The organism is Psychrosphaera aquimarina (assembly GCF_032461525.1).
GTDB classification, from domain to species: domain Bacteria; phylum Pseudomonadota; class Gammaproteobacteria; order Enterobacterales; family Alteromonadaceae; genus Psychrosphaera; species Psychrosphaera aquimarina.
Map to the genome: position 1 here is coordinate 121,881 of NZ_JAWCUA010000001.1, position 15,424 is coordinate 137,304.

The 15,424-nt window shown below is 37.4% G+C and carries 14 protein-coding genes and 4 tRNA genes; 7 read left to right on the forward strand and 11 right to left on the reverse strand.

All coding sequences use genetic code 11. The annotated features are described in order from the left end of the window. Positions 1-87 precede the first annotated feature (87 nt). Positions 88-1,296 (forward strand): FAD-dependent monooxygenase, encoded by a 1,209-nt coding sequence (locus RT723_RS00595; protein ID WP_315945487.1) that lies wholly within the window; start codon positions 88-90, stop codon positions 1,294-1,296. Between the two features lie 100 nt (positions 1,297-1,396). Here the strand turns inward: RT723_RS00595 and RT723_RS00600 are convergent. The 11 genes from RT723_RS00600 to pspF all read right to left on the reverse strand — a co-directional run bounded on the left by RT723_RS00600 (position 1,397) and on the right by pspF (position 9,782). Then, positions 1,397-1,471 (reverse strand) — tRNA-Gln (locus tag RT723_RS00600). Positions 1,472-1,483: 12 nt separating this feature from the next. Further along, positions 1,484-1,558 (reverse strand) — tRNA-Gln (locus tag RT723_RS00605). A gap of 39 nt (positions 1,559-1,597) precedes the next feature. Then, positions 1,598-1,682 (reverse strand) — tRNA-Leu (locus RT723_RS00610). A gap of 39 nt (positions 1,683-1,721) precedes the next feature. Further along, positions 1,722-1,798: transfer RNA gene (locus tag RT723_RS00615), tRNA-Met, on the reverse strand. A gap of 181 nt (positions 1,799-1,979) precedes the next feature. Next, positions 1,980-3,203 (reverse strand): EAL and HDOD domain-containing protein, encoded by a 1,224-nt coding sequence (locus tag RT723_RS00620; RefSeq protein WP_315945488.1) that lies wholly within the window; start codon positions 3,201-3,203, stop codon positions 1,980-1,982. A gap of 164 nt (positions 3,204-3,367) precedes the next feature. After that, positions 3,368-4,138, reverse strand: a complete 771-nt coding sequence (locus RT723_RS00625) for an ATP-binding cassette domain-containing protein (protein WP_315945489.1) — start codon at positions 4,136-4,138, stop codon at positions 3,368-3,370. After that, complete coding sequence (locus RT723_RS00630; protein ID WP_216055572.1) at positions 4,135-5,136, reverse strand: oligopeptide/dipeptide ABC transporter ATP-binding protein; 1,002 nt, start codon at positions 5,134-5,136, stop codon at positions 4,135-4,137. The genes RT723_RS00625 and RT723_RS00630 overlap by 4 nt, the downstream gene beginning before the upstream one ends. 7 nt (positions 5,137-5,143) lie before the next feature. Next, positions 5,144-6,037 (reverse strand): ABC transporter permease subunit, encoded by an 894-nt coding sequence (locus tag RT723_RS00635; RefSeq protein ID WP_216055573.1) that lies wholly within the window; start codon positions 6,035-6,037, stop codon positions 5,144-5,146. Beyond that, entirely contained in the window at positions 6,024-7,055 is a 1,032-nt protein-coding gene (locus RT723_RS00640) for an ABC transporter permease (protein ID WP_216055574.1), read from the reverse strand. Before RT723_RS00640 ends, RT723_RS00635 begins: the two co-directional genes overlap by 14 nt. Continuing rightward, positions 7,055-8,698 (reverse strand): ABC transporter substrate-binding protein, encoded by a 1,644-nt coding sequence (locus RT723_RS00645; protein ID WP_252731775.1) that lies wholly within the window; start codon positions 8,696-8,698, stop codon positions 7,055-7,057. Before RT723_RS00645 ends, RT723_RS00640 begins: the two co-directional genes overlap by 1 nt. Next, positions 8,688-9,782: a phage shock protein operon transcriptional activator gene (pspF, locus tag RT723_RS00650; protein WP_216055575.1), complete on the reverse strand. Its 1,095-nt coding sequence runs from the start codon at positions 9,780-9,782 to the stop codon at positions 8,688-8,690. Before pspF ends, RT723_RS00645 begins: the two co-directional genes overlap by 11 nt. A gap of 189 nt (positions 9,783-9,971) precedes the next feature. Between pspF and pspA the strand changes: the two genes are divergently transcribed. From pspA to tyrR, 6 genes are all read left to right on the forward strand, one after another. Further along, positions 9,972-10,655, forward strand: a complete 684-nt coding sequence (gene pspA, locus RT723_RS00655; protein WP_216055576.1) for a phage shock protein PspA — start codon at positions 9,972-9,974, stop codon at positions 10,653-10,655. Positions 10,656-10,682: 27 nt separating this feature from the next. Further along, positions 10,683-10,919, forward strand: coding sequence for an envelope stress response membrane protein PspB (pspB, locus tag RT723_RS00660; RefSeq protein ID WP_216055577.1), 237 nt, complete (start codon positions 10,683-10,685; stop codon positions 10,917-10,919). Positions 10,920-11,042: 123 nt separating this feature from the next. Beyond that, complete coding sequence (locus RT723_RS00665; RefSeq protein ID WP_428983585.1) at positions 11,043-11,369, forward strand: envelope stress response membrane protein PspC; 327 nt, start codon at positions 11,043-11,045, stop codon at positions 11,367-11,369. 282 nt (positions 11,370-11,651) lie between these two features. Beyond that, complete coding sequence (gene megL / locus RT723_RS00670) at positions 11,652-12,875, forward strand: methionine gamma-lyase (RefSeq protein WP_315945490.1); 1,224 nt, start codon at positions 11,652-11,654, stop codon at positions 12,873-12,875. A 29-nt stretch (positions 12,876-12,904) separates the two neighbouring features. Continuing rightward, positions 12,905-13,699, forward strand: a complete 795-nt coding sequence (gene phhA, locus RT723_RS00675) for a phenylalanine 4-monooxygenase (protein WP_216055580.1) — start codon at positions 12,905-12,907, stop codon at positions 13,697-13,699. 158 nt (positions 13,700-13,857) lie between these two features. Then, positions 13,858-15,423, forward strand: a complete 1,566-nt coding sequence (gene tyrR / locus RT723_RS00680) for a transcriptional regulator TyrR (protein ID WP_216055581.1) — start codon at positions 13,858-13,860, stop codon at positions 15,421-15,423. The last annotated feature ends 1 nt before the right edge of the window (position 15,424 follow it).

The window sequence follows — 15,424 nt, forward strand, 5'->3', positions numbered from 1 at the left end:
GGTTTAATTCGCCTTGTTTCTGGCATAATAATGCCAATTCTCTTGTTAAGTTTTACTTAATTAACACAACAATTTAGGTAGTTTACATTGACCAAAGGCTCTGATTTAAAAGAACAATTTTATGATGTGGTGATTGTAGGTGGTGGCATGGTTGGTGCTGCTCAAGCGGCGGCGTTAGTAAAACAACAAAAGCGTGTATTGGTGATTGAAAAATATATTCCAAATTCAGATGTTTTAGCGCAAATACCACTAAGAGTCTCCGCGATTAACCTAGCTAGTGAGCAATATCTAACAGAATTAGGTGTTTGGTCGCATATTGGCGAAACATCTAAATGCATGTTTAACCAATTGGCTACGTGGGAACAAAGACATAAACCTGTCATTTTTTCAGCCACTGATATTCAAAAATCGCATTTAGGTTATTTGATCAGAAATGAGGCGCTGCAATTAGCAGCATATGATGAGCTTAATAATACGGCAGATCATGCTGTTGATATCATCACGGATTGTAAATTAACGAGTATTGATCAAACTAATGAACAGGTTAGCGTCCAGTTAACAAATCATGTTTCCAATGAAACCATTATCTTTCATTGTTCGTTATTAATCGGGGCAGATGGTGCCTTCAGTCAAGTTCGAAGTTTAACTGACATAGGAACAACAGGGTGGGATTATCAACAACATTGTTTAAGCCTCACCATTAAAACCGACTTTCCTACTCAACATATTACTTGGCAAGAATTTCAACCTTCGGGGCCTAAAGCGTTTTTACCTTTGGAAGACGGTTATTCAGTGTTGATTTGGTATGACAATGCCGAGGAGCTTCAACAACTTGTTCAGTTATCGAATGAACAACTAAAAAATCAAGTGCTAACTCGTTTCCCTGATTTGGCCGGAGAGTTTGATGTTGTTGCTAAAGCATCGTTTCCTTTAACTCGACGACAAGCCAACCAATATATAAAAGGGCGAGTAGTATTGGTTGGCGACTCCGCACACACCATTAATCCGTTAGCAGGACAAGGTGTTAATATTGGTTATAAAGATGTTGAAGTTTTATCGCAGTTATTGGAGGAAATCGATATTAAACAGAGTGAGACTTTGTCGGCGGTTCTCAAGCAGTACGAAAACATCAGAAAACGTGAATCACAACTAATGTCTTTAGCCATGGATAGTTTTTATAATTTGTTTTCTAATGATAAAGCGGCAGTTAAATTATTAAGAGGCGGATTATTAACCTTAGCGAATAAATTTGAGTGGGCAAAAAAACAAGTGCTTAAAAAAGCGGTGGGATATTAAGTTATCTTGCTGCAGTCTCTAACCTGAAGGTTTATAAGTTAGCTTCGTCATTTAATTTTTTACAACAAAAAAAGCCTCGCAAATGCGAGGCTTTGAATGTTGGCTGGGATACCAGGATTTGAACCTGGGAATGGCGAGATCAAAACCCGCTGCCTTACCGCTTGGCGATATCCCAACAAAAGAGAAGTGGCTGGGATACCAGGATTTGAACCTGGGAATGGCGAGATCAAAACCCGCTGCCTTACCGCTTGGCGATATCCCAACTGAAACTTTTTGAATATGTGTTTCACATATTAATACATGGTGCGGAAGGAGAGACTTGAACTCTCACATCCTAAGATACTGGAACCTAAATCCAGCGCGTCTACCAATTCCGCCACTCCCGCAAATTCTGTTCACTAAAGGTTGGTAAGGTAATCAAGAATTGGTGGCTACGCCCTGATTTGAACAGGGGACCCCATCATTATGAGTGATGTGCTCTAACCAGCTGAGCTACGTAGCCACTCTTGAATACCGCCTCAAGCGATGGCGCGTATTATGCTGATGACGACTGGTATCGTCAACTGCTTTTTTAAAGAAATTTGCAAAAAACAGAGCGTTTGGTCTTATTTTGCACAGTGCGGTTAAAAAGTGAGACTATATTAGGTAAAAAATGACCTATAAGTCTCATTTAAGTTTATTTATTATTTTGCGGTATTTGATTCTTCGTAAAAATTGGCCCACTCAACCGCATTTACATAAAAGTCGGGCAATACATCTTGTTCCATTCTAAAGCGAGCACATGCTTTACGCATCGCACTCCAACTTGCTGATTCATATGCCTTAGTGATCCTCAATATATTACCTAACGTATTCTCGTGACCGATTAAAGCAGCAGAGACTTCTTCCGTAATAGGTAATTGTTTCACTAGGTCTTCCATCGGTTGTTCTAATATGACATCTAATAAAGAGAATAAACCGAGTATGAAAGCGTCGTCTACTAAAGAGGGCGCCACTTTAGAAGCGATATTCTCACAAAAGCGCGCTCGGATAATGGACATCTCTGTTAACTCTTCACGACAGTGTTCCGCTATATGAGCCGTTAATATTAATGTGACGAACTTTTTAACCTGAGCAGCGCCCAAATAAACTAACGCTTGTTTTAATGACGATATCGGATCTCGGACAGGAAATAGACCAGAGTTTATAAATTTTAATAATTTAAAGGCTAATGCTGTGTCACGTTCAAAAAATGACGATAATTTAGTGTAATCAACATCAAGTTTTAACGTTTCTTGGTACATAGCTAAAATAACAGTTTGATTTGCGTGTACGTCTTTTTGTTCAATGATTTGAGGCGTACAAAAGTAATAACCTTGGAAAAAATCAAAACCCATTTCTTTAGCTTTGTCGTATTGTTCTTGTGTTTCAATACGCTCGGCTAAAATTTTCAAATTTTTATATTTTCTTAATTTAGGCAATATAACTTCAATTTCAGCAAATGAAGTTTGGTGTAAGTCAAATTTGATCAGTTTAATTAATTTTAAAAATGGTTCCCAAGCCGGATTATAAACAAAGTCATCCAATACCAATTTATAACCTTTACGGTATAGTTGGCGGCATGCTTCATAAACTTCAGGGGTGGGTCTCACACTTTCCAAAATTTCCACCATGGCTTTATTAGGTGGTAATAAACTAGGTACTTGATCTATTAATGCTTGTTCAGGGTAATTGATTAAGGCTGGTTTTCCAGACGTGATTTTATCTAAACCCTGATTGAAGTGGCTATCCAATAACAATTTGGATGTAGCTGAATTGGATTCAACGCCAGGGAATACATTTTTTAAGCTATCGCGAAATAAGAGTTCATAAGCAACAACATTGTCTTTTCGATTGTATATTGCTTGACGTGCGGTATAGACGTTCAATGTTAATCAATCCTTGAATGTTAAATTGAATTGAAGTAGATGTAAGGTTATCAAAATTAGTAAGTTGAACAAACCTTTTATATCGTTTTAGATATAAGACCAGTTGCATCCGGACCTAATATTCAATACATATGGCGAAAATATAACCATATTATTGTCCGTTTTTACATATCTAATGAACTGAGCAGTTTTTTGGTTTTATCATGACTTGGATTAGCGAATATTTCAGCGATATTGCCTTGTTCAATTATTTGTCCGTTATCCATTATTAAGATTCGGTCACTGAGGTATTTAATTAATGAAATCTGATGTGAAATTAATATATAGGTTAACTGATGTTGCTGTTGTAACTCAATCAATAAGTTGATGACTTGTGCCCGTAATGACGGATCAAGAGGGGCTAGGGCTTCATCAATAATAACCACTTCTGGATCTAATATTAATGCTCGGGCAATACTAATTCTTTGTGCTTGGCCACCAGAAAACATATGTGGGTAATATTCGGCATGTTCAGGCAACAAACCAACCATACGTAATGCCGAATAGATTTTAAGTTGGCGTTCATCTGCATTTAGATTGGTATTAAATATTAAAGGTTGCTCTAGTTGCTGGCCAATTTTTATGGTTGGGTTAAGTGATTTTTGTGCGTCTTGGAATATCAGTCGAATGTTTTTACAAAAAAATGATGTGTTGTTCCAATCTATTTCAATCCCGTTATGAGTTAAATATCCTGAGTCGGGTGTTTCTGCTGCGGCTAATAATCGAGCTATGGTACTTTTCCCTGAACCGGCTTCTCCAACGATGGCAATCGTTTCGCCTTTTTTAAGGCCAAAAGTGACAGGGCCGATGACTACATCTTTGCCTTTTTTTAGCCAATGTGCTTTGTCTTTATAACATTTAGTTACTTCATTAATCCTTATAAATTCAACACTCATGCTTTTTTCCAATTATCTGTTAGCGGGTAATGACAACGAAAATATTGGCCTTTTACCTTTTGTTGCTCAGGAATTTTTACACAGGCTCTTTGTGCATTTGGGCAACGAGGCCCTAAACGACAGCCTATCGGTAAATGTTGTAAGGTCGGAATTGTGCCTTTAAGAGCATACAATTTTTGTTTGTTATTAATATCACGAGCATTGAAGTCGGGTTCACTGTCAAATAATGCTTTGGTGTAAGGGTGTTTCGGGGCGTTAATAATGTTTTTGGTTAATCCACTTTCGATTAACTGACCGCAGTACATAACGTTAATTGAATCGGCCCAACTGGTGATAGACACCAAATTATGAGTAATAAAAATAACCCCCATTTCTTTAAGCTGATTCAAGCTTTTTAGTAACTTGATCACTTGTAATGAGGTTGTGCTTTCTAATGCCGTGGTAGGTTCGTCGGCGATTAATAATTTAGGCTCTTTGGCAATCGCCATGGCGATCATTATTTTTTGGCAAATACCTTCAGACAACATATGGGGATAACTGTTAAATACTTTTTCGTGATCTTTAATACCAACTTTATGTAACAGTCGAATGCATTTTTTTATTCTTAACTCTTTTTTAGCACCAAACCAGCCCGAAAATTCATAGTCGGGTAATGACTCTTCTAATTGAGAGAAAATATTGGAGGTAGGATCTAAACAACGGCGGGGTTCTTGATAAATCATAGAGATGTTATCGCTGATAACTTTTCTACGCTTAGTTTCCGACATTCTATTTAAATCTTGTCCCATAAAATGTAAACGGTCAGCTGTCACGTGCCAGCGATTATTTAACATGCCAACCAGGGCTTTAGCGATTAAGCTTTTACCAGAACCTGACTCGCCAATTAAGCCACTGACTTCAGCCATTCTCATAGAGAAGTTTGCCGACTCAACCGCTTTAATTCTGGAGTCATTAGTGATCAACTCAATATTTAAATTTCTTATGTCTAGTAATCGCACATTTAACCTACTGAAGTCGTCTTTCTTTTAAAGCGTGTCGTAGCCCATCACCAACAATATTTGTTGATAGAATACATAAAAACAAAGTAATACCCGGTAACATGACAGTCCAAGGGCTTAGATAAAACACACCTAAACTATCTGCGATCATGGTGCCTAATTCTGGTTCAGGTGATTGTGCACCAATTCCAATAAAACCTAATACCACAATATCTAAAACAGACGATGAAATGGCCATAGTAGAAAATATAATGATGTTTTCTATCATGTTTGGTAACAAGGCAAAGCGAAATACTTGCATATTATTGGCACCATCTAAGCGATACGCAATAACAAAGTCTTTATCAAGCATATCCGTCACTTCAGTTCTAATATGATGAATAAATTGAGGTAACATTGCCAAAACAACCGCCCAAAATGAGTTGGCGATACCTGGGCCTAATATTGCCACGATAACGATAGCGATAAGCAATGATGGCATTGTTAACGCTATATCTAACACATGGTTTAGAAAACTTGCTTTCACACCTTTACTGAAACCAGCTAACGTACCAATTAATAAACCAAGAGAAAGAGCCAAAATAACGGCCAAAATACCAAGGCCAAATGAATAACTAATCCCAACTAAAATACGGGATAAGATATCGCGCCCTAACGCATCAGTACCAAATGGGGATTGGATAAAGCCATTGACATCCCATGAAGGTGGCACTAACAACATATCGGATTGTTGCATATAAGGTGAATAAGGCGCTAACAAAGGCCCTAAAATTGCCATTAAGAGCATAAAAGCAAATACCCAACTGGCTACCAATGCAAAGTGATTACGTTGAAATAGTCGCCAAAGTTGTCTAAATGGACTGGAATTGTTTGGCGAAGAAAAGAACCTAAATTTTACCATGACCACGTATCCTCGCAATTGGGTCAAAGATCATATAAAGCAGATCAAATAATATAGTGGCAATAAATACCATGCCGGAAATAACCAATAGCCCACCTTGAATTGCAGGGTAATCTCGTTGATGAATAGCATCAACTAACCAAGAACCCACACCAGGCCAAGCAAAAATAACTTCCGTTACCATCGCCAGTGTAATTACAGTACCAAAGTGCATGCCTAACATTTGGATAACAGGTAACAAACCATTACGTAAACCGTGGCGACGCAATAATTGACCAGACGTGAGTCCTTTTGCTTTGGCCGCTTTAACATAACTGGTATTCATTACGTCTTTCATTGATTGACGAGTTGTTCTGATCAATACGGTTGTCGGGTAGGCCGCTAAAACAAAAGTGGGTAAGGCTAAATGGCGTAAGGCGTCAAAAAAGGCTTCTACTTTATAGTCCACATTAGAACGAATGATGTCGAATAACAAAAAGCCGCTGGAGCTAGGGATGTTATATATTAAACTTAATCGGCCAGATGTTGGGAACCAACCTAATCCAATAGAAAATACCAAAATTAATAAAAGCGCTAGCCAAAATATCGGCATAGAAAACCCAATAATTGATAAGGCTAAGATACTTTTATCTAACCAAGGGTAGGTTTCTGATGAGGCTAATATGCCTAACGGAATAGCCACGATAAAGCTATATAACAAGGCATAGATGGCAAGTTCTATTGTTGCGGGTAATACTCTAAATACTTGGCTGTAAATACTGGTGCCAGTGATAAAGGAAACGCCCCAATCTCCTTGCCAAATACGTCCTATAAAAGCAAAGTATTGAATGATGACTGAATTATTTAAATAGTATTGCTCCGCTAGTGCAGCGTAGTCTTCTTCACCAATATTGGGAATGCCACTCATATTTGATAATACGTCCGTAGGGAACAAAAAGTTGAGTGAAAATACAAAAACGGTGACACCAAAGGTAATAAAAAATAACAGTGATAATTTACGGTAAAAGTAATTTAACATTAGTTTTGTCCTTTATAGGCTTGGAAAAAACCAATGCCACCATAAGGGTTAAATTCTACATCTTCGACATAATTGCGGTGAACTTGATATCTAAGTGCGTGGGCAATTGGCACTAATGGTGAATATTCATAAATGAGTTTTTCAGCTTGTTTGTAATATTCTTTTCGTATCTCAGGATCGGGGGTAGTTAATGCATTTAAAATACTCTTGTCGTAATCATCATTACACCAAGCACTTCGATTAGAGCCTGAAAACGCGGCAGCACAACTTAATAACGGACGATAAAAGTTATCTGGGTCAGAATTATCGGCTAACCAGCCAATAAGCACTGAATCATGCTCACCTTTTGCTAGTTTTTTTCTAAATGTGCCCCAGTCATAACTCACTATGTTGGCTTTAACACCAACCTGAGCTAAGTTCTGCTGTAGTATTTCAGCCATTTTAGTGGCATTTGGGTTATATACACGTTGAACCGGCATTGCCCAAATATCCATTTCAAAGCCTTCAGCGAAACCTTCTTGGATTAATAATGCTCTGGCTTTTTCTAAAGACATTTCTACATCGGTGTTTTCTTCTGAATAAGCCCAACTAGAAGGGGGAACTAATGTCGAAGCTGGTTCTGCATGATTAAAATAAACTGCGTCGATAATTGCTTGTCGGTCAACCACATAAGACAATGCTTTTCTTACATTGGCGTTATCAAAAGGTGGGACATTAGTATTAAACGCCCAATAACTGACATTCATCGAAACACTTTCGACAATGTCGATATCTTTTTTCTGTTTTAAGAACTCAACATCTGCCGAACTTGGGTAACCAAGTACATCACATTCTTTGGTTAATAATTTTGCAACACGATTTGAGTTATTAGGCGTAATGTCATAGATAACTTGTTCAAGTTTAGGTTGACCATCCCAATAATTTTTATGGGCGTTGTATCTAATGTAATGATCTCGTTTATATTCATTAAACTTAAATGGCCCTGTGCCAATTGGAAGTTGATCTATTAATTCTTTTTGGTCTGTTGTAATTAACTGTTCAGCATATTCTGCTGACAATATTACAGCAAAATCTGTCGCCATATTGGCAAGGAAAGACGCTTGCGGTTCAGATAGTCTAAATTCAATGGTTAAATCATCAACCACAATTATTTGTTCAATTAAGGTATCGAAACCCATTCCATTAAAAAATGGGTAAAGGCCGCCTCCCACCATATTATATTCATGATCCAAGTGAAGAATACGAGAAAAGGTAAATAATATGTCTTCGCTGGTTAACGGTCGGGTAGGTGTAAAATATTTAGTTGAATGGAATTCGACGTCTTTACGTAAGTAAAAACGATATCGCATGGCATCTTTTGACACGATTACTTTTCTGGCTAAGTCAGAGACCACTAAACCGGTTTCTGGGTTTATCTTTACCAAGCGATTATAAAGTTGCTGAGATACCGCATCTATTGTTGTTCCGGAGGTAACCAATTGAGGGTTAAATGTCTCAGGTGAACCTTCACTGCAATATAATAACGTTTTATGCGCTAATACAGCTTGATTGTTTTTACCACAAGCCACCACAGATAAACACAATAGTGCCGTAATTCCTAAACGGAAAATCAAGGTCACCTTTATTAATGGATTATTCTTCAACACTTTTATCCAACAAATTGTATTTTTTCAAATATCCTCGTAATTGATGGTAGGTTACACCAAGCTGATCTGCCGTTTTTTTCTGATTAAATTGGCTATTTGCTAATGCACTTTGTATCAGATCTATTTCAAATTCTTGAGTGGTTTGTTTAAAGTCTAATGGGAAACTAAACTGGTTAGCTTCTGGCTTAGCACTGATAATTGGACTGTCGGAAGAAGTCGGCTCTCTAGATTCATAATTAACAGGGGCCTGACTTGGGGCAACTTGCCTATCTTGAGTTTTTATACGACCTTTCGGACGGTAAGGACTCGTAAATGGGTCTAATACGATTTCATGAACTGGTACATGTGGATTGGCAGAGCGATATACACTTCGTTCAACAACATTTTTGAGCTCGCGGACATTGCCTGGCCAATCATAATTAAATAGAAGTTCTTTAGCCTTTCTAGAGAAACCACTAAATAACTCCCACTCCAATTCTTTTGCCATAGAAACAGCAAAATGCTCGGCAAGTATAAGGATGTCGTCTTGTCTTTCTCTTAATGGAGGTAAAGTTATTACGTCAAATGCTAAACGGTCTAACAAGTCCGATCTAAACTCGCCCGATTCGGCTAACGCCGGTAAATCTTCATTTGTTGCACAGACAAGGCGGGTATTAATTTTAACGGTTTTAGTACCACCAACTCGTTCAAACTCACCATATTCGATGACTCGTAATAGCTTCTCTTGAACCAGTCCGGATGTATTGGCTAATTCATCTAAAAATAAAGTGCCGCCATTGGCTCGCTCAAAACGACCTTCATGTCGTTTACCCGCACCGGTAAAGGAACCGGACTCGTGACCAAATAATTCACTTTCTAATAAATTCTCGTTTAGCGCCGCACAGTTTAAGGTAACGTAATTTTGTTCCCAACGTTGCGATAGGTAATGTAATCGAGCTGCAATAAGCTCTTTACCTGTTCCACGTTCACCAATGATAAGAACTGGTTTATTTAGTGGTGCTAAAAGTGATACTTTCTCCAAAACTTCCAAGAAAGAGTTGGCTTGACCTATTAGGTTATCTTTATTTCCGAATTGTCTCATAGTGCAACTGTTGGTTAAATTGACTAATTAGTAGTGTATTTTAAATGGCGAGCAAAGCAAAGGAATCATTTTATTAATTTATTATTTAATTAAAACAATAGGTTACGACTAAGTTAATTTGTGGCAAGATAACTGAATAAGGTTACCACAACTTGATAACAAGTGAATTCAAACTAAGAGGTAATAATTATGGGTATATTTTCACGTTTTGCAGACATCGTTAATGCGAATATCAATTCTTTATTAGATAAAGCAGAAGATCCTGAAAAAATGGTTCGCCTGATTATTCAGGAGATGGAAGATACGTTAGTAGAAGTTCGTTCTTCTTCAGCTAGAACGCTTGCAGATAAAAAAGATATCGTTAGACGAATCGAACGTTTACAAGCAGAAGCTGCTGATTGGCAAAGTAAAGCTGAGTTAGCTTTATCTAAAGACCGAGAGGACTTAGCCCGTCAAGCACTATCAGAAAAGCAGAAGAGCGAAGAGAATGTTGAACAGCTAGTTAAAGACTTAACCTTATTAGAAGAGCAAGTAGCTAGATTGCAAGATGAGATTGGACAGCTTCAAACCAAACTTGAAGATGCTAAAACACGTCAAAAAACAATCTTGATGCGTGGTAAAACAGCGAGCTCTCGTATAAATGTAAAATCAAAATTAGCCAGTGGCAAAATTAACGACGCACTTAGCCGTTTTGAACAATACGAACGTAAAATTGATAATTTAGAAGCGGAAGTTGAGTCATACGACTTAGGAAATAAGTCACTTTCTGATGAGTTTGCTGAATTAGAAACGTCGGAAAAGGTTGATTCTGAACTTGAAGCGTTAAAAGCTAAGCTAAACGCGAATAAAGCGAAAGCAACTAAAAAGAAGTAATTCAATAAATTTTAGAGGGGATATGTAATGGAAGGCATTGCAGGTATTTTGATTGTACCAATGATAATATTTCTAATATTTGTTGCTCCAGTCTGGTTAATTATGCATTACAGAAGTAAAAGGCAGGTTAGCCAGGGATTATCAGAATCAGAAATTGCAGACCTAAACAGTTTAGCCCATAAAGCTGAACTGTTAGGAGAGAGAGTAAAAACTCTTGAATCTATTTTGGACGCTGAGGCGCCAGAATGGCGCACTAAAGCGTAAGGTGGATATCATGACAAAACCAGAAAAAAAGCAGTTAAATCGGATACCTGAACAAGGAAAAATAGCGGGGTATGTGCCGGTGTTGCTGAATACACAGGCACTGAACCATGGTTAGTTCGAATTATTTGGTTTAGTGGTTTGGTTTTATCTGGCGGCTTTTTCTTAGTGGCTTACATTGCTGGTTGGTTTATCTTAGATAAAAAGCCAAGTAGCACTTTTGAAAAAGTGAAAGGCGGATTAAAAGAACATTGGAATCGTTTTAACGCAGAGCAAGATATCGATAGAACGGTAGAAGTTAAAACAAAAGTTTGGCAAGCCGGTGAGCCGCCTCGTCAAGCATATAGAGATATTGCTCGTCAATTTGACACGATTGAAAAAAGAGTAAGAAATATGGAAGGTTACGTTACGTCAAATGAATATACGTTAACTCGAGAAATCAATAAGCTATAACTTAACCAAACTATAAAAAAAATGACCTTTAGGGTCATTTTTTTTATGCCTGAAATTCCCCATTCAATATGCCGCTTAAATTATAAACAACTTTGTTAATGAATAAGCGTTTGCCAGTTCCTTTGTATAGAAAAATTGACAGCTCTAATAAACTTATTAGCGGTTTTAGATTATTAACTCTAGAGAAAATTATGCAAAGTGCGCTCTAATTGAGATATAGCAAAAAGTTAACGGTCTGAAATTTAATATCTGTCCATTAACTTTGTAAATATTGAGTGTTAAATGAGCATTATAAAAAATAATAATAAATCGCTAAACCAAGAGACCTTATGTATTCACGCTGGTAAAACCAAAGGTGACCATAAAGGGGCATTAACGACTCCTTTATATCAAACATCCACTTTTGTATTTGATAGTGCAGAACAAGGAGCCGCAAGATTTGCAGGTGAAGAAGAAGGGTATATCTATACCCGCTTAGGCAATCCAACCACTCGTGAACTTGAGTTAAAAATGGCCGCTTTGGAAAAAATGGAAGATGCTGCGGCGACAGCGACTGGAATGGCTGCTGTTTCTGGTGCCGTGTTAAGTTTTGTAGAAGCGGGTGATCATGTCATAGTTTCTAAGGCCATATATGGCTGTTCATTTGCATTGTTTAATCATCAATTTAAAAAGTTTGGTATTGACGTCACGTTTGTTGATATGACGGATGAAAGTCAATTATCAGCGGCATTAAAACCTAATACAAAACTGCTGTTCGCAGAAACGCCAATCAATCCAAACCTAGTGGTATTAGACCTACAAATGATAGGTGATTTTTGTCAAAAACACGGTGTGTTATCTGTTGTAGATAATACGTTCATGTCTCCAATTTTGCAGACCCCTGTGGATTTTGGCATCGATATCATTATTCATAGTGCGACTAAGTACCTCAATGGTCATGGCGATGTGGTTGCGGGCATTATAGTGTCGTCTAAAGAAAATATTGGCATCATTAAATCAACTATTCTTAAAGACATTGGCGGCACCATAAGCCCGCATGATGCTTGGTTAATTTTAAGAGGCCTAAAAACTTTATCGGTCAGAATGGAGCGTCACTGTAAAAGCGCTCAAACCGTCGCTGAATACTTAAATCGACACCCTATGGTGAAAGACGTTTTTTATCCTGGCCTACAAGAACATCAAGGGCATAAATACTTATCCTCGCAAATGCGTGGTGCTGGCGGCGTAATCGGTTTTGAAATAAATGGAGATCTTGATGCAGGAAGAAAGTTTATTAATTCAACCAACTTATTTTCTTTAGCCGTAAGCCTTGGTGATGCAGAGTCATTAATACAACATCCTGCTTCGATGACTCACTCACCTTATACGCAAGAAGAGCGGTTAGCCGCAGGTATCGGTGATGGATTAATTAGAGTCTCTATTGGTCTAGAACATACAGACGACATTATTGCAGATTTAGAACACGCTTTTGCAACAATAGAAAACTTGAACACTAAAAATAACTAAATAACTGTTAATACAGCTTAGGCATTAAAATGAGCAAAACATCTACTTATATATCAAAACAATCCGATGAACATGGCAACATCCATTGGAGTGATGACGAAAATAAAATTTGGCATGAGCTAATAACACGTCAATTGGAATGTATTAAAGGTAAAGCCTGTGATGAGTTTTTTGACGGTTTAGATAAACTAAATTTGCCTCTAGATCGCATTCCTCAATTGCATGAAGTAAGCAAAGTATTATTAGAGACAACCGGTTGGCAGTGTGCTGAAGTACCGGCGTTAATCAATTTTGAATCCTTCTTCAAATTGTTATCGGAGAAAAAATTTCCGGTAGCAACGTTTATAAGAACAAGAGAACATTTTGATTATTTACAAGAACCAGACATTTTTCATGAAATATTTGGGCATTGTGCTATGTTAACTAATCCCGCGTTCTCTGAATTTACGCATAAGTATGGCCAATTAGGTTTGGCGGCAACAAAAGAAGAACGTGTGTATTTAGCTCGTTTATATTGGTTTACCGTTGAGTTCGGTTTAATTAAAAAAGGTAACCAATTGCGGATCTACGGTGGCGGTATTTTGTCATCACCGGGTGAAACGGAATATGCAATATCTTCTGAAGTTCCAATGAGAAATCGATTAAATTTAATGGATGTGTTTAGAACACCATATCGTATCGATATTATGCAGCCTTTGTATTACACAATTGAAAATGTCCTTGATCTGATTGAGCTGTCAAAGGAAGATTTAATGTCTTACGTTAGAGAAGCCATGGAACTTGGTTTGTTTCCACCTACCTTCCCACCAAAAAGCGCAGCATAAACTCAAATCTAACTTTATTAATGTCAGCAAAGTAATATTAATTATTATGTTGGCATTATTTGTTTACAAATCTTGATTTTAACGCTGCCAATTCCGTTAATTTAGGTTTACAATCCATCGCGTTTAAATTTGAATTTCAATTAAGGCATTGAATATATATGCGTTTACAAATTGCTTGTGAAGACCGTATGGGTCTAGCCAAAGAAGTATTAAATAATTTGGTTGAATACGATATTGATTTAAAAGGAATTGAGTTTGATAAACACTCTCGCTGTTTATATGTTGCCTTTCCTCAAATTGAATTTGAATCCTTTCAACGAGTTATGGCCGCAATCAGACGAATTGATGGCGTTACAGACGTTAAAACTACAAACTTTTTACCTTATGAACGTGAACATAATGAACTCGTTACCTTATTAAGAATATTGCCTGATGGTGTGATCTCAATTGATAATCGAGGCAACATTTTAACCGCTAACCAAGCGTCGTTAGTTGACTTAGGCCGCAGTGAAGAAGAGATCATAGGTCAACCTTTACAAAGTCTTTTAAAAGGTTTTAATTTTGTTAAATGGTTAGAAGGTAAAGAAGTATTAAGTCAAACGTTAAAACTAACCGGTAATAACGAAGAATTTGTAACCGACTTATTACCAATTAACGTAACTGATGAAGAAGGTGTTGTGCAGTTAGTTGGGGCGGTAGTAAATTTAAAATCTCACACTCGTTTAGGTCAGCAGATCAATGCCTTTAGAGATGATAATAACGAATCCTTTGTTAACATTTTAGCCAACAGCACCAGTATGCGCAGAGTCATTCGTGAAGCTAAAAAGATGTCGCAATTGGATGCACCAATACTAATTCAAGGTGAAACGGGCACAGGTAAAGAACTTATCGCCAGAGCTTGTCATGACGCAAGTGATCGTTCAGAACATCCTTTTCTTGCATTAAGTTGTGCTTCATTACCTGATAATGTTGCCGAAAGTGAGTTATTTGGTTACGGACCTAATGCTTATCCAGGCGCGGATGAAGTCGGTAAACGTGGTATTTTTGAACAAGCCGCTGGTGGTACGGTATTTTTAGATGAAGTTGGCGAAATGTCATCTGAATTACAAACTAAACTGATCCGATTTTTACAAAATGGTACCTTCCGCCGTGTTGCAGACGAAAATGAAGTACATGTAAATGTAAGAGTAATTTGCGCTACCCAAAAAGACTTAGCCAATATGGTTCAAGAAGGGTTATTTAGAGAAGACCTATATTATCGTTTAAATGTATTAAGCATTTTAATTCCACCTTTACGTGACCGTAAACAAGATATCTTGCCGTTAGCACAACATTTTGTTCAACGTTTTTCAAATGAGTTAGGTAAAGCTGCGCCAACCATTTCTAAAAGCTGCTGTGACTATTTACAAAACTATCCTTGGCCAGGTAATACACGTCAAATCGAAAATGCGATTTACCGAGCTATTAGTTTATTGGATGCTGATATTGTTGAAAAAGAAACCTTAGAATTGCCAACTTACACTAATGAATTTGGCTATTTAGAAAAAGAATTTGAAGGGACGTTAGATCAAGCCGTTAAACGCTTCGAAGCGGGGCTGTTAAGAAAGTTATATCCTGCTTACCCAAGTTCTAGATTGTTAGCTAAAAAGCTAGGTTTAAGTCACACCGCAATCGCTAATAAACTGCGCGAATATGGCATAAATAAAAAAAGTATTAAGGTATAAA